At 63.0% G+C, this 23,455-nt stretch carries 21 protein-coding genes and 1 tRNA gene; 9 read left to right on the plus strand and 13 right to left on the minus strand.

Features of this window, described 5'->3' with window-relative positions:
• Positions 1-119: 119 nt before the first annotated feature.
• Positions 120-1,430, minus strand: a complete 1,311-nt coding sequence (locus ACP146_RS06640; protein ID WP_422365982.1) for an adenylate/guanylate cyclase domain-containing protein — start codon at positions 1,428-1,430, stop codon at positions 120-122.
• An 80-nt stretch (positions 1,431-1,510) separates the two neighbouring features.
• Positions 1,511-1,984: a DUF302 domain-containing protein gene (locus tag ACP146_RS06645; RefSeq protein WP_422365983.1), complete on the minus strand. Its 474-nt coding sequence runs from the start codon at positions 1,982-1,984 to the stop codon at positions 1,511-1,513.
• A gap of 138 nt (positions 1,985-2,122) precedes the next feature.
• Between ACP146_RS06645 and ACP146_RS06650 the strand changes: the two genes are divergently transcribed.
• The 6 genes from ACP146_RS06650 (at position 2,123) to ACP146_RS06675 (ending at position 6,914) form a co-directional block, all read left to right on the plus strand.
• Positions 2,123-3,523: an alpha/beta fold hydrolase gene (locus tag ACP146_RS06650; protein ID WP_422365984.1), complete on the plus strand. Its 1,401-nt coding sequence runs from the start codon at positions 2,123-2,125 to the stop codon at positions 3,521-3,523.
• A gap of 81 nt (positions 3,524-3,604) precedes the next feature.
• On the plus strand, positions 3,605-4,771 hold the full coding sequence (gene mnmA / locus ACP146_RS06655) for a tRNA 2-thiouridine(34) synthase MnmA (RefSeq protein WP_422365985.1): 1,167 nt from the start codon (positions 3,605-3,607) through the stop codon (positions 4,769-4,771).
• 31 nt (positions 4,772-4,802) lie between these two features.
• Positions 4,803-5,114, plus strand: coding sequence for an SCP2 sterol-binding domain-containing protein (locus tag ACP146_RS06660; protein ID WP_422365986.1), 312 nt, complete (start codon positions 4,803-4,805; stop codon positions 5,112-5,114).
• A 215-nt stretch (positions 5,115-5,329) separates the two neighbouring features.
• Positions 5,330-5,406 (plus strand) — tRNA-Met (locus tag ACP146_RS06665).
• A 322-nt stretch (positions 5,407-5,728) separates the two neighbouring features.
• Positions 5,729-6,118: a TIR domain-containing protein gene (locus ACP146_RS06670; RefSeq protein WP_422365987.1), complete on the plus strand. Its 390-nt coding sequence runs from the start codon at positions 5,729-5,731 to the stop codon at positions 6,116-6,118.
• Positions 6,119-6,143: 25 nt separating this feature from the next.
• Entirely contained in the window at positions 6,144-6,914 is a 771-nt protein-coding gene (locus ACP146_RS06675) for a caspase family protein (protein WP_422365988.1), read from the plus strand.
• Between the two features lie 166 nt (positions 6,915-7,080).
• On the opposite strand, the gene ACP146_RS06680 is transcribed toward ACP146_RS06675, so the two are convergent.
• Complete coding sequence (locus tag ACP146_RS06680; protein ID WP_422365989.1) at positions 7,081-7,281, minus strand: hypothetical protein; 201 nt, start codon at positions 7,279-7,281, stop codon at positions 7,081-7,083.
• 471 nt (positions 7,282-7,752) lie between these two features.
• On the opposite strand from ACP146_RS06680, the gene xsc reads away from it, so the two are divergent.
• Positions 7,753-9,531 (plus strand): sulfoacetaldehyde acetyltransferase, encoded by a 1,779-nt coding sequence (gene xsc / locus ACP146_RS06685; RefSeq protein WP_422365990.1) that lies wholly within the window; start codon positions 7,753-7,755, stop codon positions 9,529-9,531.
• Between the two features lie 17 nt (positions 9,532-9,548).
• A complete protein-coding gene (gene pta / locus ACP146_RS06690) occupies positions 9,549-10,547 on the plus strand; it encodes a phosphate acetyltransferase (protein ID WP_422365991.1) in 999 nt (332 codons plus the stop codon).
• Positions 10,548-10,619: 72 nt separating this feature from the next.
• On the opposite strand, the gene ACP146_RS06695 is transcribed toward pta, so the two are convergent.
• The 8 genes from ACP146_RS06695 to ACP146_RS06730 all read right to left on the minus strand — a co-directional run bounded on the left by ACP146_RS06695 (position 10,620) and on the right by ACP146_RS06730 (position 19,249).
• Positions 10,620-12,575 (minus strand): PAS domain-containing sensor histidine kinase, encoded by a 1,956-nt coding sequence (locus ACP146_RS06695; protein ID WP_422365992.1) that lies wholly within the window; start codon positions 12,573-12,575, stop codon positions 10,620-10,622.
• Between the two features lie 178 nt (positions 12,576-12,753).
• A complete protein-coding gene (locus tag ACP146_RS06700; RefSeq protein WP_422365993.1) occupies positions 12,754-13,644 on the minus strand; it encodes a peptidoglycan-binding protein in 891 nt (296 codons plus the stop codon).
• A 68-nt stretch (positions 13,645-13,712) separates the two neighbouring features.
• Positions 13,713-14,054, minus strand: coding sequence for a c-type cytochrome (locus ACP146_RS06705; protein ID WP_422365994.1), 342 nt, complete (start codon positions 14,052-14,054; stop codon positions 13,713-13,715).
• A gap of 71 nt (positions 14,055-14,125) precedes the next feature.
• Positions 14,126-15,385, minus strand: a complete 1,260-nt coding sequence (locus ACP146_RS06710) for a PQQ-dependent sugar dehydrogenase (RefSeq protein ID WP_422365995.1) — start codon at positions 15,383-15,385, stop codon at positions 14,126-14,128.
• Between the two features lie 243 nt (positions 15,386-15,628).
• Positions 15,629-16,486, minus strand: a complete 858-nt coding sequence (locus ACP146_RS06715) for a hypothetical protein (RefSeq protein ID WP_422365996.1) — start codon at positions 16,484-16,486, stop codon at positions 15,629-15,631.
• A gap of 117 nt (positions 16,487-16,603) precedes the next feature.
• Positions 16,604-17,503, minus strand: a complete 900-nt coding sequence (locus tag ACP146_RS06720; RefSeq protein ID WP_422365997.1) for an alpha/beta fold hydrolase — start codon at positions 17,501-17,503, stop codon at positions 16,604-16,606.
• A 137-nt stretch (positions 17,504-17,640) separates the two neighbouring features.
• The gene (locus ACP146_RS06725) at positions 17,641-18,078 is read right to left on the minus strand and encodes a YbaN family protein (protein ID WP_422365998.1); all 438 of its coding nucleotides are present in this window, start codon (positions 18,076-18,078) and stop codon (positions 17,641-17,643) included.
• A 142-nt stretch (positions 18,079-18,220) separates the two neighbouring features.
• On the minus strand, positions 18,221-19,249 hold the full coding sequence (locus tag ACP146_RS06730) for a hypothetical protein (RefSeq protein ID WP_422365999.1): 1,029 nt from the start codon (positions 19,247-19,249) through the stop codon (positions 18,221-18,223).
• Between the two features lie 267 nt (positions 19,250-19,516).
• On the opposite strand from ACP146_RS06730, the gene ACP146_RS06735 reads away from it, so the two are divergent.
• Entirely contained in the window at positions 19,517-20,224 is a 708-nt protein-coding gene (locus tag ACP146_RS06735) for a DUF3313 domain-containing protein (RefSeq protein ID WP_422366000.1), read from the plus strand.
• Between the two features lie 40 nt (positions 20,225-20,264).
• Here the strand turns inward: ACP146_RS06735 and ACP146_RS06740 are convergent, their stop codons facing one another.
• Both ACP146_RS06740 and ACP146_RS06745 read right to left on the minus strand, forming a co-directional pair.
• Positions 20,265-22,151: an SLC13 family permease gene (locus ACP146_RS06740; RefSeq protein WP_422366001.1), complete on the minus strand. Its 1,887-nt coding sequence runs from the start codon at positions 22,149-22,151 to the stop codon at positions 20,265-20,267.
• Positions 22,152-22,406: 255 nt separating this feature from the next.
• Positions 22,407-23,342 (minus strand): aldose 1-epimerase, encoded by a 936-nt coding sequence (locus ACP146_RS06745; protein ID WP_422366002.1) that lies wholly within the window; start codon positions 23,340-23,342, stop codon positions 22,407-22,409.
• Positions 23,343-23,455 lie beyond the last annotated feature (113 nt).

Below are 23,455 nucleotides of genomic sequence, written 5' to 3' on the forward strand. Positions count from 1 at the left end.
AAGAGCAGCGGTTCCATTGCCTGACTCCGGCCTGCGCCGATGTTTGGGAACTCTACAAATCAGCGCGACAACCGGGTGAGCGCTGCAGCTGGCATGCCATTCACGACGTGCTCCGGCTCTCAGCCGTCGAGCGTAAACAGTTCCTGCGGTTCGCGCACGCCGCGGAGTGCGTGAAAGCCCAGGGAGATCAGCCCGCCAGAATCTGCAGCGGCATTACCCTCGTCCGCAGCTTCTTTGAAGGTGCTGGAGATCAGAATGCTGCGTTCGAGCGGGCGGCAAAGCGTCTGTATGCGGCTTGCTTCATTGACCGCCGGTCCGACCACCGTGAAGTCGAGACGCTCGCTGGCGCCGATGTTGCCGTAGAGCACCTCGCCCAGATGCAGGGCCAGGCCGACGTCCATGATCGGCTTGCCTTCCTGCCTGCGGACCTCGTTGAAGACCGGAAAGGCGCGGCGCAGTTCCGCCGCAGCCCTCAGCGCCTCCCCACAGACTGCCGCTTCGTCGCGACCGGTCAGATCGAAGGTCGCGAGCAGACCGTCGCCCATGAACTTCAGGATCTGCCCGCCGTTGTTCTGCACCGGGCCCGCCATGGCTTCCAGGTAGTCGTCGAGCGTGGCGATGAGTTCGTCGCGGGGCAGGCTGTCGGTCAGCTTGGTGAAGCCGCGCAGATCGGAAAACCAGATGACGGCGCGGATCGCCTCGGCCGAGCCGCGCTCGATCTGCCCCGTCAGAACCCGGCGCCCGGCATCCCTGCCGAGATAGGTCTCCAGCACCGTGCTGGCGACGTCGTAGGTCAGGCGCGATTTCGCTGACAGCGCCAGGTAGGGAAGCATCTGGGCGACTTGATCGAGCTGCCCGTCGTCGAAGCCTTCCGGATGGTCGGTGGCACAGGAAAAGAAGATCCCGTCGAGAGCGCGGTCTGGATTGGTTGGGGCGCCGACTGTGTCTGCCGCTTTGCCGATTGCCTCCGCCTGGCCGAGATCGTAGGGCACCAGGAAGGCGGCATAGTCGACAAACCCCTCCGCGCGCAGCTCGCCGAACAAAATGAACTCCTCCGTATCGCCGCCGTCCAACCGCCGGCGGAGCGTTCGGAGGCCCCGGCTGCGCAGATAGTGGACCGGGCTCTTCAAGTAGATGTCATGACCAACGACAGCGCGTTCGCGCGGTATGTGCTCAACGGTGTCGTCGCCGGGCCGCCAGACGAAAGTGTGGGAACCATATCGGGGATGAAGCGTGTACATGCCCACCGATACCCGCTTCATCGGAAAGCCGCTGTCGAAGACTCTCTGGCAGAAGCCGGCAATCTGTTCGCCGAGCGGCAGGCCCTGCATGCCGCGTTCAACCAGCCAAAGGGCCAGTCCGTCGAGCTTCAGCACCGGCGCCGCTGCTGATTTCTCGCCTGATTGTTCACCGCTTTGTTCAAGGGTCATATCGTCCCGCCGCTGAGGCCTGAGCAAGGAACCTCAGGATACCGCGAATTCCCCGGAACGTCAGGCGGCGCGGCCCCCGGTTAGTCTCCTGCGGCCTGTGCCGCAATACGCGCAAAGATACCGTCGAGTTCCCCCGCCAGGTCTTTCAGCGCCGCGCCGCCGTCTTCATAAGGCGCGAAGACGGCGCTCGGCGTCTTGTAGCTGAGGCCGGCGGTGCCGTCGGCGTTCTCGGTGACATAAAACCGGATCGGTGCTTCGATGCCGGCGGCGAGGCTGGCCTCCAGCATCCGCACGGCAAAATCGGGCCGATAGACGCCGATCACCATGTTGCCGGGAATCGTTTTGTTCAGCGCCCGCTTGGCGCCGAGGGTGGCGCTGGCGCGACTGACGAGACCCATCTTGTTGTCGGCGATCGCCTGTTCCAGGCGCTCCACCAGCACTGGATAGCTGTGCGCTGTCTTCATGACCTTCCAGCCGGGCAACTCGGCGGCGGGGGCGAGCGCGGGGAAAGCGAGCAGAAGCGCAAACAAAGCGCTGGCCAGTCGTCGTCGCATGGGCGGCAGTCTCCTCAGGTCCTGGTCTTGTCAGGTCTTGGTCTTGCGGGAAGGCGCCGGCAAGTGTAGCGGCCCCCCGGATACCGACCGCCATAAATTTCCTGTGAATTGAACGCGCGGCGGCTATGCTCGCGCGCTATGACGGAACGCGATTCGAAGCTGCCGGTTCCGCGCAGCAACCCCTTGGATTGGAACCCTCTCGGTGCCCTGGTCATGCGGCCCTGGTACGACCGGCTGGCGCTGCATGCCGTCAGCCGCTGGTACCTGCCGTTGTCGCGGGCCTGGGCGGCTGCCCTGGCCCATCCGGATGACGAAGCGGCCTTTGCCGAGGCCTGCGGGCTGACGGCCTTCCCCGGTGGTCTGACCGGCAGCAGACTGCGCCGTGCCATCGCCAAGACCCGGCAGCGCGCACGCGATTACCGCAGCGCTGATGAGCGCTGGTTGGAGGCTCTCTTCGCCCCGGTTGCCCCCTCGGACAGTGTTTTGGTCGCCCGTGAACGAGCCCGTCTTGCCGCTGCCTCTGCCTTGATGGCGGCCAGGTCGGGCTTTACGCCGATCCGTCGGCGTGCCGCCCAGGTCCGCTGGCGGATGACATCACCCAACGACTTTGCGCCACCGCAAGACTGGCTGGGCAGTGCCGGCACCTGTATCGCTCCGCCAGCCGGGAAGGGATCGGCCGCGCCGCTGTCGCCGGTCGAGGTCTCTCATCCGGTGCCCGGTCCCTTCGGGCCGGAGCGCTGGCTGCGCTTCCCTTCGCCCGGTCTGCCCGACGATACCGCCTGGGCAAGGGTTTTCGAGCCGGCTGATGTCGAGAACCCGCCCAGCTTCATCAATCTGCACGGCATCGGGATGGAACTGGATTTCTGGTCCGGCGCCATCGACAGCACCGCCAGCCTGCTGCGCAAGGGACTGCGGGTGATCCGGCCGGAGGGCCCCTGGCATGGCCGCCGGCGGATCGCCGGCTGCTATGGGGGCGAACCGGCCATGGCCCTGGGGCCCGAAGGTTTCCTGAAGCTGTTCTCCTCCTGGGCCGCCGAGGCCGGCGTGATGACCGCCTGGGCGCGGCAGAACGGCAGCCGCCGGATTGCCATCGGCGGGGTTAGCCTGGGTGCTCTGACCAGCCAGTTGACCGCGGTGGCCGCGGGCGACTGGCCGGAGACCATGCGGCCCGATGCCCTGCTGCTGGTGGCGACCAGCGGCAACGCACTCGATGTCGCCATGACCGGCAGCCTGGCGCGCGCCGTTGACTATCCGGCGGCGCTCGCCCGGGCCGGCTGGTCGCCGGAAGACCTTGGCCGCTACGCCCCCCTTCTGGAACCCCGTGGCGTCCCGGCCATGCCGGCGGCGCGCATCGTGATGACCCTGGGGGAGGCCGATAGCGTGACCCCCTTCGACGGCGGGCTCGCCCTGGCGCGGCGCTGGGGGGTGCCGACCGATAATCTCTTCATCCGCCCTCAGGGCCATTTTTCCGTATCTCTGGACCTCAACCGGCAACCGCAGCCGCTCGACCGCATCGCCGCCATCCTGAAGGAAGAATAGGACTTCGATCCTTTTCGGGCGATATCCTGGTACCCCTGCCGCCCCTTGCGCTGGTGGCCGCTTTGCCTATAGTCCGGCCTCATGAATTCCATGGGTATAGACAAGGCGGTTGGGGCCACCCGGGTGGTGGTGGCGATGTCCGGCGGGGTGGATTCCTCGGTCACGGCGGCGCTTTTGCATGCCGAGGGCTATGACGTCGTCGGCATCACCCTGCAGCTCTATGATCACGGCGCGGCGGTGGCCAAGAAGGGTGCCTGCTGCGCCGGCCAGGACATCTATGACGCCCGCCGGGTGGCGGAGAACCTGGGCATTCCGCACTATGTGCTGGACTACGAGAGCCGCTTTCGTGATTCGGTGATGGAGGATTTCGCCGACAGCTACCTGCGCGGCGAGACGCCGATCCCCTGCGTGAGCTGCAACCAGACGGTCAAGTTCCGTGACCTGCTGGCGACGGCCCGCGATCTGGGGGCTGACTGCCTGGCCACCGGCCACTATGTGCAGCGCCGGATGGGGCCGGAGGGCGCCGAACTGCACCGCGCCGTCGACAAGCGCCGCGACCAGAGCTATTTCCTTTTCGCCACCACCCGCGAACAGCTGGACTTTCTGCGCTTCCCCCTGGGCGGGCTGGAGAAGGACCGGGTGCGGGCGGAGGCCGAGCGCCACGGCCTCGCCGTGGCCGACAAGCCGGACAGCCAGGACATCTGCTTCGTGCCCCAGGGCTCCTATGCCTCGGTGGTGCAGAAGCTGCGCCCCGGCGCCGCCGACCCCGGCGAGATCGTCCATGTCGACGGCCGCGTCATGGGCCGCCACGAGGGGATCATCCATTACACCATCGGCCAGCGCCGCGGCCTCGGCCTCGGCGGCGAGACCGAGCCGCTGTTCGTGGTCCGGCTGGAGCCGGAGGCGCGCCGCGTCATCGTCGGCCCCAAGGCGGCCCTGGCCCGGGACGCGGTGATCCTGCGCAGCCTCAACTGGCTGCCGGCGACGGAGATCCCAGCGGAGGGCAGGGCGGTCGCGGTAAAGCTGCGCTCGGTCAGCGAGCCGGCGCCGGCGCGGATCTTCATGCGGCACGACGGTGCTGCCGAAGTCGTGCTGGACGAACCGCAGTTCGGCATCGCCCCGGGCCAGGCAGCCGTCTGTTACGACGGCGAGCGGGTGCTCGGCGGCGGCTGGATCGTCGCGGCGGAAAGCCGGGCTAAAGCGGGCGTGCCGAACCGGGAAACGACAACTGCCGCTGCGGCGGTTTGAAAACAAAGACCCGTCGGAGGAGCGCCCAACCATGTCCCTGGAAAATCTGGTCGAGCAATTGAAGTCCCAGGCGGCGATGAATGCGCCGCTCGGCTACCGGGTGGTTTTCGACCTGGGCGACGACGGGGCCATCCTCTGGGACGGCACCGGCACCCCGGCGGAAATCGCGCCGGTCGACGGCACGGCCCCGGAGGCCGACACCACCCTGCGCTTCGGCCTGGACGACCTTGGCAAGCTGCTGGAGGGCAACCTCGACCCGACCCTGGCCTATATGACCGGCAAGCTGAAGATCGAGGGCTCCATGGGCGTCGCCATGAAGCTCGCTGCCATGCTGGGCGATTGAGGGCCTCTCGCCCTTCGAGACAGGCGCTGCGCGCCTTCCTCAGGGTGAGGCCTTGGAGCAGATGGCGTCGACCTCATCCTGACGAGGCGCAAAAGCGCCGTCTCGAAGGATGACCGCCGCCTGGGACCCTGCCGGCGGAGCCAATCGGCTTGACAGCGCAGGGGGGAGGCCATATATCGCAGCGCGGCGCCCGTGATAGGCTGCCGACACCCTATGGCGGGGTAGCTCAGCTGGTTAGAGCAGCGGAATCATAATCCGCGTGTCGGGGGTTCAAGTCCCTCCCCCGCTACCAAATGAAAGCGCTGTGAAATCAGTCGCTTAGAGCCTCAAGGGCCGGCCAATTTGCCGGCCCTTGTTGCATTCTTGTTTCCCGCCGAAAATCCGCAAAAATCCCGCGCTTTCCCGCAGCTGCCTGTGAAGAATGCAGCATTCGTGCAGCATTGAGGCGGGCGAATGTGCCCGATCTGTTCGAGGTTTGAGAGGCGGGCAGAGGAAGGTTCAGGCGAGCAGATCTGGTTCGTCCTCACCAAACCCGCCCATCCACAAGGTGTTCTCATGCTGGAGAGGTATGGTAACTTATTCTCTTAAGACGCGTACGGATCAAGGAACTACAGATGGCAGCGCGCAGGGCTTTTATTAGCTTCGATTATGATCACGATGAGGATCTAAGGGTAATGCTCGCGGGGCAGGCAAAGAATCCGGCTACACCGTTCGTGTTGCAAGACTGGTCAGTGAAGGAGCCGATGACAGGCGACTGGAAAGCCAAGGTCCGTTCCCGTATTCGGAGAACCGATCTGGCGATCGTTATTTGCGGACGGCATACGCACACCGCCACCGGAGTGGCGACTGAGCTTCAGATCAGCCGCGAGGAAAGAAAGCCCTATTTTCTGTTGTGGGGAAGGCCGAACTTGACATGTACCAAGCCGACGACGGCGCTTGGTTCGGACAAAGTCTACAAGTGGACGTGGGATAATCTCAGGGCGCTCATCGGCGGCGCCCGGTAGTCCGCACTGAGCGTAAGGATCGGTCATGAGGCGCGCCCTGCTTGTTGGGATCGATGAATATCCCGCTGGTTCTCTTCAAGGCTGTGTCAACGATACTAATCGTATGGCGTCAGTGCTTTCCACGCATGATGATGGATCGCGGAACTTCGATTGTCGTAGACTCGTTGCCTCGGCAGGAAGCGCGCCAATGCTGGTGACTAGGTCCATCTTGCGCCAAGCGATTGAAGACTTGTTTCGAGCTAAAGCCGATGTTGCCCTCCTGCATTTCTCTGGCCACGGTACCGTCAATGACCTAGACGGTTACCTCGTGACCCAAGACGCCGAAAAGTATGATGAAGGTGTTGCTATGAGTGAGGTGTTGCGGTTGGCAAGCAACTCTCAGGTTTCGGAGGTCGTGGTATTCCTTGATTGTTGTTATTCGGGGAACCTGGGCAATCCGCCGGACATTGATAATGCCCGGGCAGTGCTCCGCGAGGGCCTGTCTGTTCTCACGGCGAGTAGGGGAGATGAGCCGTCCGTTGAAGCTGGAGGAGGCGGCGTCTTCACTTCATTGGTTGTTGACGCGCTTAACGGGGGGGGCTGCCGATATTCTTGGAAATGTGACTGCGCCAGCAGTGTACTCTTATGTGGATGCTGCGCTAGGTGCATGGGAGCAGCGGCCGTTATTGAAGTCACATGTGTCGCGATTGGCTCCGCTTCGCCGTTGCAATCCCCCGATCGATCTTGGCACTTTGCGGAGGTTGCCCTCGCTTTTCCCACTGCCCGCCGAAGAACTTGCTCTCGATCCCTCATATGAGCCGACTTCTGAATCGCCAGACCCTGCCCATGTTGAGGATTTTAGAACCCTGCAGGGCCTTAGAGGATTACATCTCGTCGTCCCCTGTGGCTGCGAGCACATGTACGAAGCTGCGATGCAATCGAAGTCTTGTCAGCTAACTCCTTCTGGCCGTTACTATTGGCGATTAGCGAACGACGGCCGCATCTAGACAGCCCTTTCTGGCAACGATGTGCCTGAGATTTGCCGGATCTTCGAAGGCCTCGTGATCGAGAAGGTCAGGGTCTGCTAAAGCATCGGCCAGGGCGACCGAGGCACCATGCGGCGTGAGCTGATTATCATAGGCGATCGTTACGACCGACACCGGCGCGATGATGTGCATTGCCATTCCCGACATCTTGGCGCGCTGTGGCGCCTGCCGGACGGTCTATGAACGGGCGATCGCACCGCGGCTTCTAGGCAACATGGAAGAGGCGGGCGGCCTCAGAGCCTGGGAGCCGCTGCCGCTGCGATTTTAAGCTGCAATTACGATGACTGCGGGTTTGGGTTGCTGCCGGTGGTAGCGTTCCCCCGTTACCAACGAAAACAAGGCCTTGACCCGAGAGGGACAGGGCCTTGTTTGCATTTGGTGTTGTTATTGAGACTCCCTGCGCGTCGCTGGCTCCCTTGGCTCCATAGGGCTGGCTCAATTGGCTCTTGGGATTGGCCCCGCGGCTGCTCTATATCATAGGGCAGGCCAGGGCTGACGGCGCCTGAACTACAGATCTTGCGCTGATGAAGCGCGCGCCGCGCCCCGGTCTCAAAAACCGGGCAGTCGAGCCGCCGATGGGGCGTATCCAAGAACAAGGAATCTCAGAAAATGAAAATGACGACCGAAGAGGCTTTCGTGAAGGTTCTGCAGATGCATGGCATCGAGCACGCTTTCGGGATTATCGGTTCGGCCATGATGCCGATTTCCGACCTCTTCCCGGCGGCCGGAATCAAGTTCTGGGACTGCGCCCACGAAACCAGCGCCGGCATGATCGCCGACGGCTACACCCGCTCCACCGGCAAGATGTCCATGGCCATCGCCCAGAACGGGCCAGGCATCACCAACTTCGTGACGCCGATCAAGACTGCCTACTGGAACCACACGCCGATGCTGCTGGTGACGCCGCAGGCGGCCAACAAGACCATCGGCCAGGGCGGCTTCCAGGAGATCGAGCAGATGGCCCTCTTCGAGGACATGGTCTGCTACCAGGAAGAGGTCCGCGATCCCTCGCGCATTCCTGAAGTCCTGAACCGGGTGATCGAAAAGGCCTGGCGCGGCTGCGCGCCAGCGCAGATCAACGTGCCGCGTGACTTCTGGACTCAGGTGATCGACGTCGACCTGCCGCAGCGCGTGCAGTTCGAGCGGCCCTCCGGCGGCCGGGCGGCCATCGCCGAAGCGGCGCAGTTGCTGTCGAAAGCCAAATTCCCGGTGATCCTGAACGGCGCCGGTGTGGTCATCGGCGGCGCCATCGAGGCCTCAAAGGCCCTGGCGGAGCGTCTCGACGCGCCGGTCTGCTGCGGCTATCAGCACAACGACGCTTTCCCCGGCTCGCATCCGCTCTTCGCCGGCCCGCTCGGCTACAACGGCTCCAAGGCCGGGATGGAACTGATCGCCAAGGCCGACGTGGTGCTGGCGCTGGGCACGCGGCTCAATCCCTTCTCGACGCTGCCGGGCTACGGCATCGACTACTGGCCCAAGGACGCCAAGATCATCCAGGTCGACATCAACGCCGACCGTATCGGCCTCACCAAGAAGGTCACGGTCGGTATCCAGGGCGACGCCAAGGCGGTGGCTGAGCAGATCCTCGAACTGCTGGCGGCCAATGCCGGCGACCAGGACCGCACCCAGCGCAAGGAGACGATCGCCGAGACCAAGTCGCGCTGGCTGCAGACTCTGTCCTCCATGGACCACGAGGACGATGATCCGGGCACCAACTGGAACGAGCGTTCGCGCAAGCGCCAGCCGGAACACATGTCGCCGCGTATGGCCTGGCGCGCCATCCAGGCCGCCATGCCGCGCGATGCCATCATCTCCTCCGATATCGGCAACAACTGCGCCATCGGCAACGCTTATCCGACCTTCGAAGAGGGACGGAAGTATCTGGCGCCGGGTCTCTTCGGGCCCTGCGGTTACGGTTTCCCCTCGATCCTGGGGGCCAAGATCGGCCGCCCCGACGTGCCGGTGATCGGTTTTGCCGGTGACGGTGCCTTCGGCATCTCCATGAACGAGATGACCGCCTGTGGCCGCAACGACTGGCCGCCGATCACCATGGTGATCTTCCGCAATTACCAGTGGGGCGCGGAGAAGCGTAACACCACGCTGTGGTACGACGACAACTTCGTCGGCACCGAACTCAATCTCGGTGTCGAGTACGCCAAGATTGCCGAAGGCTGCGGCCTGAAAGGCGTGCAGGTCCGGACCATGGACGAGCTGACCGAGGCGCTGCGTGCCGCGGTGAAGGGCCAGATGGAAAACAACGAAACCACCTTCCTGGAAGTGGTTTTGAACCAGGAACTGGGCGAACCTTTCCGCCGCGACGCCATGAAGAAGCCCGTTGTGGTTGCCGGTATCAGCAAGGACGACATGCGCCCTCAGCAGGGGGCTTGAGCGGCCGGTAGCGGCCGATGAAACCCTTGGACGATCTTCTCGCTGCGGCGGTCAGGGCGCCGCAGCGCATCGTCCTGGCCGAGGGTGAGGACCCGCGGATCATCGAGGGCGCGGCCAAGGCCACGCGCGATGGTCTTGCGAAAATCGTGCTTCTCGGTAACCCGGGAGTAATCGCGGAAAGGCTCGCGTTGGTCGGAGCAAACCCGGCGGATTTCGACATCGTCGACCCCGCCGAGGCGGCTCAGACAGAAGCCTATGCAGCCGCCTACTTCGACCTTCGCAAACATAAGGGCATCGACCGCGGGGCCGCGCGCGCGGCCATGGCCGATCCCCTGAAGTTTGCGGCCATGATGGTTCGGCAGGGCGACGCGGCGGGCACCGTCGCGGGCGCGGTGGCGACCACTGCCGATACGGTGCGCACGGCCTTCCAAATCATCGGCCCGGCGCCGGGGGTGAAGACCGTCTCGAGCTTTTTCCTGATGCTGCTTTGCGAGCCCCACCACGCGAAGAAGGGCGCACTCGCCTTCGCAGACTGCGGATTGATCGTCGAGCCGAGTGTGGCGGAACTGGCGGAGATCGCGATATCTTCGGCGGATTCGTTCCGCGCTCTGATCGGAGAGGTGCCCCGTGTCGCCATGCTGTCGTTCTCGACCGACAGCAGTGCCAGCCATGCCCGCGTCGACCGCGTGATTGCCGCGGCCGATCTGGTCAAGTCGCAGCGGCCGGATCTGATCATCCATGGCGACATTCAGTTCGATGCCGCCTTCGTACCCGCGGTCGCCGCGTCAAAGGCCGTGGACTCGCCGCTTGAAGGGGAAGCCAATGTGATGGTTTTCCCAAACTTGGAGGCGGCCAATATCGGCTACAAAATTGCCCATCGTATCGGCGGCGCAGCGGCGATCGGCCCGATCCTGCAAGGCCTCGCCAAGCCGGCGAACGATCTCTCCCGGGGCTGTAGCGCCGAAGACGTCTATCACATCATCGGCGTCACCAGCGTGCAGGCGGCAACGCAGTAGCCAGCGATACCGTCTTTTCCAGCCTTTTTGGACCGTCAATTCTGCCGGGAGTTACAGTTCCGCGGGGGTGGGTTACTCAGCCGCGCTTTGCGATGGCGGCAGAGACGCCGGCTGCATGTCCCCATGCACGATGCGGATCGCGGGCAGACGCAGAGTCACGGTGGTGCCCTTGCCGCGTTTGCTTTTTACCTCGAGCGTGCCCTGATGCATCTCGATAAGGGCCTTGGTCAACGGCAGGCCAAGGCCGGTGCCTTCGTAGCGGCGATTCAGGTCGCTGTCGACCTGGCCGAATTTGCGCAATGCCTTGGGCACGTCTTCCGGCGCCATGCCGATGCCGCTGTCGGCAACCTGGAAGATGAAGCCGCTATCTGCCGCAGACTTGATCTTCAAGGTCACGAACCCGCTCTCCTCGGTAAACTTGATCGCGTTCGTCAAGAGGTTCAAAAGCGCCTGCTTCAGCTTGCGCTCGTCGACGAATATCGGCGGGAGCGGCTCTTCCTGGGTGAAGGTGAGGGCGACCCCTGCCTTGTCCGCGCGTTCTCTGACCACGCGCAAGACGGATTCGGCGACTTCCGCGGCGTCGACGACTTCTTCGTTCAACTCGCTGGCCCCGGCCTCGATCTTCGAGAGGTCGAGGATGTCGTTGATCAGGGACAGCAGGTGGTGCGCGGCGTCGTGAATGTCTGTCAGATACTCCTGCTGCTGACTGCTGGTGTCGGCCTTGGCTGTGACCAGCATGAGTTCCGAGAACCCGATGATGGCGTTCAGGGGGGTGCGCAGCTCGTGGCTCATATTGGCCAGGAACTCCGACTTGGTGCGGTTGGCTGCTTCGGCGAGTTCCTTGGCGCCGCGCAGTTTGTTGTGAAGCTCGATCTCGGCGGTGATATCGCGGCCCGTGCCGCGATAGCCGGTGAAATTGCCCTGCTCGTCGAAGGCCGGTGTTCCGCTGATCGCCAGCCAGACGACGGTCCCGTCCACCTTTTCTCTGGGGTGCGTGAAATTCCTGAACGGCTGATGGTTGGCCAGAGCCGTCAGATGCTCTTCCCATACCTTCTGCTCGACGCCTGGGATGCCGGTCTCCTGGCGTGTCTTGCCAAGCAACTCGCGCTCATCCACGCCGGTCACCTCGCTGAACCGTTCTGAGAAGAAAGAAAAGCGAAGATCCCGGTCCATTTCCCAGAACCAGTCGGAACTTGATTTGGCGAAGTCTTCGAAGCGTTGCTCCTGTTCGCGCAGGTCGCTGCGCCGCAGGTTGGCCAGCCGGTCAAGCAGCGCGTTCAGAGCGGTGACGGTTTCGCCAATCTCGGTGCGCGCGCCGGTCTGCAATTTGTAGGCGTCTGCATGGCTTGGGTCGGCGTGAGCGGCCATGAGATTCCTATGGATGGCCAAAACCGGTGACAGCACTTCCCGGCCCAGAACGGTGATGGTGGCGGCCGAAACAACGGCAGCCAGGATCAATACCAAGCCGCCGATCCTCAAAACGAAAGCCAAGAGCTCGGCGTCAATGGTCTGAGTGCCGATACGGGCCGAGACGATGTAAGGCAGACCAAGGTGGTCGCTTGGCCAGAGAATGGCGTAGAAGCCAAGTTGTTCTCGGAAACGCCGCTGGACCGTCCCGCCATCGCCGCCTTTACGCGACAGCGTGTTTGTCTTCCGCGCAGGGCTGGCCGACGATGGTCTGATATCAGGAACCAGGACAACGGGATCGCCCATGGCCTCCAGCATGCGGCCTTGCGCGTCGAAGACGGCGAGCCCGCTTACACCGATGTTCTGAAAGGCCGGCCAGTTTCGGTTCAGCGTCAGCGCCAGGTCTTCGCCCTCATGCAGGTTCAGGGTCAACTGCGTTATTGTCAGCACGTCTTTTTCGAGATTGTCGTAGAGACTGCTGCGGAGATTCAGATAGGAGGGGATCAGGATGGCGGCTTCAACCAGCAGGAAGCTCAGGCAGACGAACAGCGCGATCCGTCGGCTGAGCCGGGATCTGAGAAGGCTGAAACTCTGAGCCACCGATCGGAGCCGGGCGGTCATGCCGGAAGGTTCCTGTTGCGGGGGAGACGCCCGCCAACCCTAGGTCGATTGCATTCAGTTTTGGTTAATTCGGGAGTCGACGCGGGTTAATCCTTTGAACCGCGGACGGCAATCATCGGGTGATTATTGCGCCGAGAATCGCCTTCCGAGGGCGTCGGTCGCGGCGGGATCGTTTGCCTCAGTTGCTTCGAAAGCCGCCGAATCCCAGTCGTTTAGCCTGGTCGAAGTCGTCAAGGGCCGTCTCGCGGTCGCCCATCAGTTCATGGGCCGTGCCCCGATTTGAGTATGCACCGGCAAAGCCCGCATCGAGAAAGATCGCGACATCGAACCTGATGATGGCTGCCTCGTAGTCGGCGGCGGCCAGAAGCTGCCGGCCTTCCTGATTGAACTGCCGGGCCAGCTCCGTGCGGGTAAGGCTGCCGTCGGCCAGGGCTTGGCGGTGCGGTTGCAGCGCCGCGTCTATCCTTGCTTGGCGCTCGGCTGCCGGATCGATTTCGTCGCGGACTTGCTCATCCGTATCTACTGCGGAGGACTCTGCCCTTTCGTTTTCCTGGACGGATGTGGCCGGCGGCAGAGCAGCGACCTGCGGCTTCAGTTTGGGTGGCGCCGGCGGCGGCGGCACGATCACTTTCCCGGTCTCGACAGGCTCCGGCGCATCGGGTTCGGTCGTCTCGAGGGTGCCTCCGTCCGGCGGGTTTGAAACCGTTGTTTCGGGTTCAATGGCGGCCGCCGGTTCGGGCACAGGCTCCACCGGGTTTCGAAGGGCGGCAAAGGCGGCGGCGACGCCGCGCAACTCGGTGAGAAGGGCTTGGTTGGCTTCCGGATCACCGGGCAGGGAGGCGAAGTCCTGGTAACGGCCGATTGCCGCCAGCGTGGCGTCGTCAACGACGCCGTCGACGGCGCCGGGGTCAAACCCCAGGTCCCGCAACAAAGACTCCAGCTCCTGCAACTCGGGATCCGTCAGCCCCGGTTCCGTTGCGGCCAGACCATTGACGCTCGCAGCCGCCAGGAACAAGAGGATTGCAAGGCTGACGGCCCGGGCGGCGGTGTGATGCAGGAATCCGTGCATCCGGTCATTTTAGTTGATTTGCCTCGCCGCGCCAGCGCGCGAAAGGCGCAGGATTCTGCGGCTTGCGGCTACTCCGGCAGTGTGGCCGTGATCTTAATGGACGCATACCAGGCGGCTAGGTCGGCCATGTCCTCGTCGCTCAGGGTTTCGGCAACCACCGACATGATCTCATGGGTCCGTTTGCCGGAGCGGAAGGCTTTCAACTGCGTGATCAGATAGATCTCGTTCTCTCCGGCGATATGGGGCGCGATGGGGATTTTGGCGATACCGTCGAGGCCATGGCAGGTCTGGCATTGCCGGGCCTTCTGGCGTCCGGCCTCGGCGTCGGCGCCGAGAACCTCTGTGGGCAGGGCGCTTGCCGCAAGGGCGAACAGCCCCGTCAGCAGAAAAGTCGATCGGATCGGATGCATGGGCAAGGTCGCTGCTGTGTTGCGGGTGCGGCGGCCGGGCCGGATTTCCCGGCCGCCATGATCCTGCCAGCCTATTCGCTGCTGTAGGAGATGCGATAGAGCGCACCGACGAGGTCGTCGGAAACCAGAAGCGACCCGTCACGCAGCTGTTTCACGTCGACCGGGCGGCCGAGGTATTCGCCGTTCTCGTCGATCCAGCCTTCTGCGAAGGGCATGCTCTCACCCACCGAGCCGTCCGCGTTCACCGCTGTGAACATCACCCGGGCGCCGACCGGCGTGGTGCGGTTCCAGGAGCCATGCTGCGCCGAGAAGATGCCGCCGCGGTATTGCGCCGGGAACATCCTGCCGGTGTAGAAGTGCATGCCGAGATCGGCGGCATGGGCAATCATATCGACCGCGGGGAACACCAGATCGGCAGGCGGCTCGGAACCGAGGTACTCGTTGGTGCGGGTGTCGCCGCCGCCATACCAGGGAAAGCCGAAGTGCTGGCCCTTGGCGGTCTGCCGGTTCAGTTCGCCCGGCGGAATGTCGTCACCCATGCCGTCAACCTGATTGTCGGTGAACCAAAGCTCGCCGTTGGCCGGATTGAAGTCCAGGCCGACCGAATTACGCACCCCGTAGGTGTAGACCTCGCGATCCGTGCCGTCGCGATTCATGCGGATGATGCCGCCGATACCGGTTTGGTTATAGAGGTCCATCTTTTCCGGCGCGAAAACATTGAAGGGTTGGCCGAGTGTGATGTAGAGCTTGTCGTCCGGGCCGATAACACAGACCCGCGCGGTGTGATTGTAGCTCTCTTCCTCCACTGGAATCAGATCGCCCTTGGCTACCACGTTGAAGGCGGCGACATCAGGGCTTTCATAGAAGAACTCCGCAGCCGGATAGACCAGAACCCGGTTCTGCTCGGCGATGTAGAGAAAGCCGTCTTTTGAGAAACAGGGGCCGTTGGGAATGGCCAGGTCGATGGAGGGCGCAAAGCGCTTCACCTCGTCGGCGACCCGGTCCTTGTTGCGGTCGGTTACCGACCAGACGTCCGTTTTGCGGGTGCCGACAAAGGTGACGATGCCTTGGGGCCCGACCGCCATATGGCGGGCATCGGGAACCACTGCATAGAGATCGATCTTAAAACCGGGTGGCATCTTGATGCGTTTCAAGGTCTCGCGGATGGCCGCAGCGTTGTCGCCGCCCTGTTCCACGAAGGTGAACTCCGTCACGCCGGTTTGTTTGAAGCCGCTCAGCTTTTCCAGGTTGCTCTGGGCAAAAGCCGGCAGGGCGACGAGCGTCGCGGCGACCGAAAGGGCAAGGGATTTGGCGGGCATGGCTCTGAACATAATGAGACTCCTCCCGTGATTTTTCTTGTTTGTGCTTTAAGCCTAGCCGGACCAGCCGACCATAGGTAGTAGGACCATACTACGCGGCGGGGTCAACCGGACGACGAAACTGCAGGAAAAACCTCACCTTGGGACTGTGTTCTTCTTGAGAGTTTGCTGATTGGTCTGTTTGTAAAACCAGAGCGGACGGCAAAGAGGGCCCCGCGTCTGACGCGGGACCCCTTCTTTGGCTATGCGGCGATGTTATCGGGCAAGGCGGCGCTGGGCTGCCGGGGGCGGGCAGTCGTAGGGACAGCCGCCGTTGGCCTTGAAGGCCTTCGGCTTCGCACCCGGGACGGCGACAACAGCGCGTTCGCGGTGGCGCAGACGCTGGGCTTTCTGCGGCAGGACCGCTTTCACCGCCGGTGCCTTGATCTGCGGACCGCTGCCGACGGCAAAGCTGTTTTGCAGCTGAAACCGTACGCGGGTCATCGGCCGCATGTCGTTGTTGTCGGCGTGGCTGTCGTAGTAGAGGAACGGCAGACCGGAGAAGGGGTCGCTGGCAACGCAACTGCCGTAGTATTCCGTCCGGCTGTCCATCACCTCGTCCAAGCTGATGTAGACCGGGCCCGAATAACCCGGACCGTCGACGGCATCGATGCCGATGGCGACGACGGTATCGAAGTCCCAGGGTTCCTGCTCCAAGGCCTGTTGCCAGGTGTTCTGGTTGACGGGGACGTCGCCGGGGCTCACCAGCTCGAAGTCGAAGTTGAAGACGTCGTCTCCGCGCACCCTGATTCCGGCTTCATTGACCCGGTAACCGACCGGGCAGTTCACCGAAAAGCTCAACTTGATGTACTTGTTGAAGGGCGCGCCGACGGGGTTGTACCCGCCGTCACCGACGTAGTTGAAACCCATCTGGCCGGTGAAGCCTGAGACCTGCTTCAACTGGACGAAATTGTTGTTGCCCCCACCGGGAACGGCGACGGCTTCGGCACCGTTGAAGGGTCCGGCCTGGCCGGCAGTGGCGGAAGAGAGCAGAACGGCAAGGGCGGCAAAGGCTGCCTTCGGCGCTGAGAAACGATTCTTGGTCATGTACTTATTGTTTATGTACTGGGTCATAGCGGTATCCTTTGGTCATGGACCGCGCCCAATTGCGGCGGCTTGTCCCCATGGGTCGGGGCCGCCTTCGCTTCGGTTCAGTGATAATTTGTGGTAGGGGCGCCTGCGCGCGTCGGCTCAGTCCTGAAGCAGGAAGGGCAGCAAGCCTTGCAGTGTGCCGTCCGGGTCTTCTTCCGGGCCGAAATGGCCGGAGTCCGTTGATGATCCGGTGACGTTTTCCGCCCAGTCGCGCCAGATGCCCAGGGGATCGCCGGTCTTGGCCGGAAAGCCGGCCTGACCCCAGACGAAGTGCAGGGGAGCGGCGATTTTCCGGCCCGCGGCGCGCTCGGCCTCGTCGTCGGCCCGGTCGCAGGTGGCGCCGGCGCGGTAGTCCTCGCAGAACGCATGAAGCCGATCCGGGTCGCCGTAGGCGCTGCGGTAAAGCGCCAGAGCCCGGGGGTCGAAGACCTTCAGGGACTTGTCCCGGGTCCAGGATGCCAGGGTGTGGTCGAGATAGTATTCGGCATGGCTGGCGATCAGCCGCTCCGGCAGGGGGGTGGGCTGGGCCAGGAAAGGCCAATGGTAGGCCTTGAGCGCCATTTCGGAAGAGAATGCCTCCCACATGATCAGGGTCGGTACCACCTCGATGATGGCGAGGCGTTCGACGGCGGCCGGATGATCGAAAGCCAGGCGATAGCTGACACGCGCGCCGCGGTCGTGCCCGACAAGCCGAAAGGTCCGGTGGCCAAGGCCCTGCATCAGCGCGACGACATCTTCGGCCATGCGGCGCTTGGAATAGCTCCGATGTTCGGCCTCGTCCGCCGGTATGCCGCTCTGCCCATAGCCGCGCAGGTCCGGCAGCACGCAGGTGAAGTGCTTTGCCAGGGTCGGGGCGATGCGATGCCAGGTGGCGTTACACTGAGGGTAGCCGTGCAGCAGGACCAGGGGTGGTCCGGAACCGCCGATGCGAAAGTAGATTTCGGTTCCTGCGCCGGCGGCCCGGCCCTCCGTGAAACCCGGAAACAAATCGTCTGTCATGATCCTCACTGTCCGCTGGGTGCCATCGCTCTCGATTGCAAGCTAGCGCCCCGCGACAACAGCGCTCAAGCCATTAGTACCGCTTGGCAAAGAAAGCGCCGCAAGCGATGCATATGGGCGAGGGAGCGGTGAGGGTGTCAGGGGGTCCGTGACGGCCGGGTGCCGACGTAGATCGCGCCGATCAGGATAAGGGCGAGCCCGATCATCGTCGCAAGGAGCGAAGACGACACGAAAACCAGAATTCCTGCTGCCAGGATCATGCCCAGAAAGGCGGCCTTCTTGGACTTCGTTCGAATCACGCCGTGAGTCAGAAAATCTTCCACAGACCGGCCGACCACCGGCCAGGCGAAAATCTTCTGCTGCATGGCTGGGCAGCTTTTTGCGAAACAGGCGGCCGCGCCGATCCAGAAAATAGTCGTTGGGAGAACTGGCAGAGCCAATCCGACGAGGCCGACCAGGAACAGACAGTAGCCGATACCGCTCCAGGCCCAGTTGGCACGGCTGCGCACCGCCGCCTCGGCGGTCTTGCCGCCGGTGAGGCTGTCTCTGCGCTCTGTTGCCGTCTCGCCGCTCATTGTCTCGAATCCTTTGCTCCGGACGCGATTTGTCCTGGCGCCAAGTCCTTGAATGGAGATAGGGCAGCCACCGCTACTTTGCCAATCGTTTATTTCAATAGTGTTGATCCGCCGGGCCGCTTCTCGAAAACTGGCGGATTCCCTAGCTATTGGGCATCACCGAAGTCTGCTGTCCGGGCACAGGAGTGCTTCGTTTGGCAGTGTTTTTCTGGGCCTTGTACTCGATAAGGGGCGGCAGCGGCTCCATGAAAGGGCGGACTTTTGCGTCGGGGTCGACCCAGACCCGCACAGCGCTTTTCTCCGCGACGGCGTGTTCCAGGCTTCTGTAGAGCGGACAATCGGGGCTGGAGGCCACGCTGAATCCGATAATCACCGGTGCCTCGAAGCGGTCTTCAATCTTCAAGCTGTAACCGATCCGGGGTGAAAGGTACCAACCTGGATCGATTGAGGCGCGCTCGACGATTCTGCCCTCCAAGATATCGCCGCTTTGCACACGCGGCTTGGCTTGTGCGTTCGGGCTCGTTTTCTGGAAACCGTTCATCAGGCGGTAGCGCCGCCACAAGGCCGCTCCGCCGATTGCGATGGTCAGGGCGAAAGCCAGGGCCAGTTCCGGCATCTCGGGCAACAGCACCCGATCCGTGTAAGGCGGCTCCAATACGAGGAGCGTTTCCTCGGGCCCGCCGGCAGGCGACTGCAGTACCTCAAAGACAAGAGACGGCAGAAAAGCCAGGCCGGCGAAAATGAAGATCAACCAGAGCGTGACCGGAGAGACAATCAACTGTTCGACGGCGCGCTGCAGGCCGATTTCGCGACCCTCCAGGCGCAGTCCTTCTTCATCCAGAAGGTGGAAGCGGAAGATATTGCGGAAGCTCTGCGCTTTCGGTGCGGCACCGGTATCCGTTTCGATGGTCAGTACGGCGTCTCTTGAAACCTCGCGGTCCTCGGTGGGGGCACTCTTCAGATAATAGCGGGTCCCGGCATAGGTCTCGCCGAGGAACAGGCAGCAGCGCAGGCCGCCGTGGCGGGTGCTGGCCCGCACCGCCCAGTCACCGAACATCAGGCCGACGAGTCCCAGAAAAACGCCGCATAGAACGGTAATGATGCCAAGGGCGAACAGGACGTCGGCACCGCCGACAGCCCAGGTCTGTTGCAGGGCCTCCGGAAGGGCCATCCCGAGCACTGATTGTGAGCCCTTATTTAGGAAGTAAAGAAATACGAGACTTGGCAAAAAGGCTGCCGGAAACCTGATCCAGTACATTTTCCACCCCGTTTGAAGCCCTTTCCAAGGGGGGCGGGTTTCACTTTTCCCGTGTCCCCCACGTCTCTCAGTCGCGGGGACTGCGGGATCGGTTCACCGAGAGGTGTTTTTTTACACTTAGGGATTGCCAAGGCCCGTCGGCGGGCCGCATCGTGGGTGGCAGGAAAGGGAGGCGATTCGATGTATCGTTGTGTGGTGGTGACGATGTTGATGGCTCTGACCGCAGGCTGTGCCGTCGGCCCGGCCAAAGAGCCGACCATGAGTTCCGCCATTTTGCCGGCTGAGATTCGGGACGACCTCCAGCCGGGGCGCGCGGACTTTGCGCCGGACCTTGTCTACATTGCGCAGCCGGCTTCGGAAGTCCGCTACGACAAGATTCTGTTGGATCCCTTGCTCTATTTCGCACCCCTGGAGCAGATGCGCCTGGTGTCACCCGGCGACCGACAGATTCTGATGAACAATTTCTATCTGCTCCTCAGCCGGGAGTTGGAGAAGGACTTTACGCTGGTGCGTTTTCCCGAACCCGGTGCCGCCCGGGTCCAGTTCGCAGTCCTGCCGGTTACCGCCGATGCCGTCGCCCTTGACACTGTCTCCACCGTGACGCCTGGCAGTGGTGATGATGCCGTTGTTCGGGACTTGCTAGCGAGCCCGCTGCTGAAAGGCCGGGAGTTCATCGTTGAGGCGGAGTGGACAGATTCCCAGAGCGGCGCGGTTCTCGGCGCCACGGTTGATCGTCACTTCGGCCGCAAGGCGATCGATCCGGATGCTTTGACAAGCTGGACCGATGTCAACGAACTGCTGCAGGACTACGCCGTGCTGATCCGCTACCGCTTGTGTCAGTATCGCGGTGCAGCCGACTGCGGCACACTGCCGGCGGTGCTTCGCTGACGGTACGGCGTCGCGCTATCAGCTTTTTCCGCGGCGATGGTTACTGGCTGGGCAGGTCGTAGTACCAGGGTGCGAAGAGACTGAAGGCGATCCAGACCAGCAGGATCAGCGGCAGCCCCACCCGGACGAAATCCATGAAACGATAGTTGCCCGGGGTCATCACTACGAGGTTGGTCTGGTAGCCGATGGGGGATGCGAAGGAGCAGTTTGAGGCAAAGATGACCGCCACCGCAAAGGGCTCTACGGGCAGGTTCAGGGCATAGGCGAGATCGACGGCTATTGGGGTGAAGAGAACCGCTGTCGCCTTTGTGCTCAAGAGATTGGAGAGCAGTGCCAGCAGCAGGAAAAAGGCGGAGAGGATCTGCGCCGGCGTGGCGCCGCTGAGCGCGGCCATCATGGAATCGGCCAGGAACTGCGCGCCGCCGGTCGCCTGCATCGCGGCGCCGAGGGCCAGCGCCATGGCGATGGTGAGCACGATCTTTCGGTCCAGAACCCTGAGAGCATCTCCCAGCGACAATATCCTGGTGGCGATCATTGCGGTGGCGCCGCAGAAGGCGGCCAGGGCGATGGGCAGCAGGCCGCTGGCGGAAGCGGCGATGACGCCGAGAAAGATGATCGCCGCGCTGCGCTGATGCTGCGGCGTCACCAGGGGCTGGCGTGACCATTCCATGAGCACGACGCTGCGTTCTCCGCGCAGGCGGTCGACGTCTTCCGGCCGCCCCTGAATCAGCAGGACATCGCCGTCCTTTAGCGGAATGCGGGTGATGCGTTCGCGCAGCATCCGGCTGCGGCGCTCGATACCCAGCACGATGCAGTGATGCTTGTAGCGGAACCCTACCTCTTCCAGCGTATGGCCGACGATTTGTGAATCCGGCCGAACCATGACTTCCGCCTGCACCTGGCCGCCGGCCAGCCAGGGCGCTTTGCGCTCCTCGCCCGAGGTGTCGGCGGCAGTCTGAAGGTCGTAGGCGCCGGCGACCAGTTCGGGATGCAGCAACTCCGGTTCGCCCTGTCCCAGCGCCGAAAGCGCAGATCGGGTTGCGGCGATCACCACAAGGTCGTTCACCTCGAGAACCACATCTTCAAACGGCGGCAGGACCGCCCGCTCGCCGCGCTGGATCATCAGGATGGTGATGTCCGGCAGCGCCGGGAAGATGCCGCCGACCGGTGTCAGGCCGACGAGCCGCGATCCCTCGGTCACCGACACCTGAGCCACGAAATGCCGGCCCTGTTCTTCGTGGCCGCCCTGTTCCGCCGGGCGGTCGGGCAGCAGGCGGGGCGCCACCAGCAGCAGATAGACGAGGCCGCAGGTGGCCATCATCAGCCCGGGAACGGTGAAGTCGAAAAAGCCGAAGGCCTCTTCACCCAGATCATCCAACTCCAGCGAAACCAGCAGGTTGGTCGAGGAACCGATCAGTGTGGTCATGCCGCCCAGGACCGAGGCGTAGCTCAGCAACATCATGTAGCGGCTCGGTGACTGCCGGAAACGCTTGGTCAGGCTCTGCATGATGGGGATAAACAGCACCACCACCGGGATGTTGTTCAGCACGGCGCTGAAGGCCATGACCACCAGTAGCATCAGGGTAACCGCGAAAAAGGGATTCGACTTCGTCCAATGAATGACCGCATTGGCCGCCAGGTCGAGCACACCTGTGCGCGTCAATCCCTCGCCCAGCACCAGGAGGGCGAGGACCGCGATGAGCGCCGGATTTGCGAAGCCCGAGAACAACTGACGCAGATCCAACCGGTCGTTGCCGTCCGGCCCGACGACCGGGAAGAAATGAAAGAACAGCACCAGCAGGGCAATGGTGGTGAGCGACGTCAGCTCGATCGACACCGCTTCCGTAGCCAGCAGCGCAAGCACAACGACAACGACAATGAAGAGAAAGCCCATCTGGAAGGGCGCCAGGAAGTCGGCAGGATTCATGGCTGCTGTGCCTTCTGGATCGCGAATAGCTGTGCGACCGGGGTGATGTAGTAGTGGACCTGCACCGGCGGGCGAATCCTTTCATTTCCTGCACTTGGGAGTTTACTTGAAAATACTGATACAGCGAGGTCTTGTGTGGCACTGCACAAAATTCGCCACAGCGGTCGCGCGACACCCCCTGATGCGCTTGAGCAGTGGGCGATCAACAAACGAGGAGTTCTCAGGACTGGCAGGCTGCCGAATCTGTCTGAGGAGTTACTGGGGTTCCAGTTCCGGTGCGTAGCGCACCTTGGCGGTAAAGCGCTCGCCGGGCGCCAGTATGCGCAGGCCGCTGTCCCCGCGCCCTTCTGCCGCCTGGTTGATGGCATCGGTCATGGCCGAGACGGGCTCGACGCAAAAGAAGTCCTCACCCGGCGGGGTGAAGATCACCAAGAAGCCGAGGGAGGCACCGGACTGAATGGTCATCTTGGCGCGCCATTCCGGCCATTCGATGACGGCCTTGCCATCAAACCCGGTGAAAACGTTGTCCAGTTGTGTGCTGCTCACTTCGATACCGGCGCCGGGGTTTAAGCCGTCCGGCGGTGCGATCATCAGGGTGGGCATGACTTCGTCGTCACTCTCCCACATCTGGCCGACGTTGGCGGTGAGGCGGCATAGCGGTGTGCGCGGAAAGTAGGGATGCAGCCCCAGCCCGGCCGGCATACGCTCAAAGCCCTCGTTGGATACGGAGATTTCGATAAGAAGATCCTGCTTGCTGAGCTCAAAGCGCTGTTCGGCGCGATAACCTGAGGGCCATGCGTTTTCGCCGCCCTCAAGGTCTTCAAACACCAGGGTCGCAGTCGCTGCGCTCTGCGCTTCTACCCGCCAACGATTCTGCCAGCCGTGACCGTGAATGGAGTGCTGTTCCGGCGGAAAGTTCAGGGGAAGCTGGAAAACCCGGCCGTCGAATTCGAAGCGGCCGTTCCGAATGCGGTTCGAATAGGGAACCAGAGGAAAACAGGCCGCGTCGGTGGGCGGAAATCCGCTGCCCGCCGGCGCCGGGCGCATCCAGTTGAGCGCGCCGCCCTGCCCATGCCATCGAAAGGCGGTAATGCAGCCGCCGTCCAATGACAGCTCCAGTTCGGCCTGCTCCGCCCGCAGAGTCAGGCGATCGTCAGTCCTTGTCTTGATTTCCGGGTTATCGCCCGACATAGCGCTGCTCCCTCAGCCCCATCTTTGTCTGTCCGTTCCCCAGGCGCTCTCTGGGAACAAAAACTCTGTCAGGGACATGATCCCCGGGCAAGAAGTTACACGCCATTGCCATC

This window comes from Pelagibius sp. (assembly GCF_965249265.1).
Lineage (GTDB): Bacteria > Pseudomonadota > Alphaproteobacteria > Kiloniellales > Kiloniellaceae > Pelagibius.

Coding starts and splice junctions, on each gene's coding strand:
- ACP146_RS06725 (WP_422365998.1), bottom strand. CDS start 18,078: ATGAGCGGCGAGACGGCAACAGAGCGCAGAGACAGCCTCACCGGCGGC.
- ACP146_RS06675 (WP_422365988.1), top strand. CDS start 6,144: ATGAGGCGCGCCCTGCTTGTTGGGATCGATGAATATCCCGCTGGTTCT.
- ACP146_RS06700 (WP_422365993.1), bottom strand. CDS start 13,644: ATGCACGGATTCCTGCATCACACCGCCGCCCGGGCCGTCAGCCTTGCA.
- mnmA (WP_422365985.1), top strand. CDS start 3,605: ATGAATTCCATGGGTATAGACAAGGCGGTTGGGGCCACCCGGGTGGTG.
- xsc (WP_422365990.1), top strand. CDS start 7,753: ATGAAAATGACGACCGAAGAGGCTTTCGTGAAGGTTCTGCAGATGCAT.
- ACP146_RS06710 (WP_422365995.1), bottom strand. CDS start 15,385: ATGTTCAGAGCCATGCCCGCCAAATCCCTTGCCCTTTCGGTCGCCGCG.
- pta (WP_422365991.1), top strand. CDS start 9,549: ATGAAACCCTTGGACGATCTTCTCGCTGCGGCGGTCAGGGCGCCGCAG.
- ACP146_RS06645 (WP_422365983.1), bottom strand. CDS start 1,984: ATGCGACGACGACTGGCCAGCGCTTTGTTTGCGCTTCTGCTCGCTTTC.
- ACP146_RS06640 (WP_422365982.1), bottom strand. CDS start 1,430: ATGACCCTTGAACAAAGCGGTGAACAATCAGGCGAGAAATCAGCAGCG.
- ACP146_RS06720 (WP_422365997.1), bottom strand. CDS start 17,503: ATGACAGACGATTTGTTTCCGGGTTTCACGGAGGGCCGGGCCGCCGGC.
- ACP146_RS06740 (WP_422366001.1), bottom strand. CDS start 22,151: ATGAATCCTGCCGACTTCCTGGCGCCCTTCCAGATGGGCTTTCTCTTC.
- ACP146_RS06730 (WP_422365999.1), bottom strand. CDS start 19,249: ATGGCCCTTCCGGAGGCCCTGCAACAGACCTGGGCTGTCGGCGGTGCC.
- ACP146_RS06705 (WP_422365994.1), bottom strand. CDS start 14,054: ATGCATCCGATCCGATCGACTTTTCTGCTGACGGGGCTGTTCGCCCTT.
- ACP146_RS06670 (WP_422365987.1), top strand. CDS start 5,729: ATGGCAGCGCGCAGGGCTTTTATTAGCTTCGATTATGATCACGATGAG.
- ACP146_RS06695 (WP_422365992.1), bottom strand. CDS start 12,575: ATGACCGCCCGGCTCCGATCGGTGGCTCAGAGTTTCAGCCTTCTCAGA.
- ACP146_RS06680 (WP_422365989.1), bottom strand. CDS start 7,281: ATGGCAATGCACATCATCGCGCCGGTGTCGGTCGTAACGATCGCCTAT.
- ACP146_RS06745 (WP_422366002.1), bottom strand. CDS start 23,342: ATGTCGGGCGATAACCCGGAAATCAAGACAAGGACTGACGATCGCCTG.
- ACP146_RS06715 (WP_422365996.1), bottom strand. CDS start 16,486: ATGACCCAGTACATAAACAATAAGTACATGACCAAGAATCGTTTCTCA.
- ACP146_RS06650 (WP_422365984.1), top strand. CDS start 2,123: ATGACGGAACGCGATTCGAAGCTGCCGGTTCCGCGCAGCAACCCCTTG.
- ACP146_RS06660 (WP_422365986.1), top strand. CDS start 4,803: ATGTCCCTGGAAAATCTGGTCGAGCAATTGAAGTCCCAGGCGGCGATG.
- ACP146_RS06735 (WP_422366000.1), top strand. CDS start 19,517: ATGTATCGTTGTGTGGTGGTGACGATGTTGATGGCTCTGACCGCAGGC.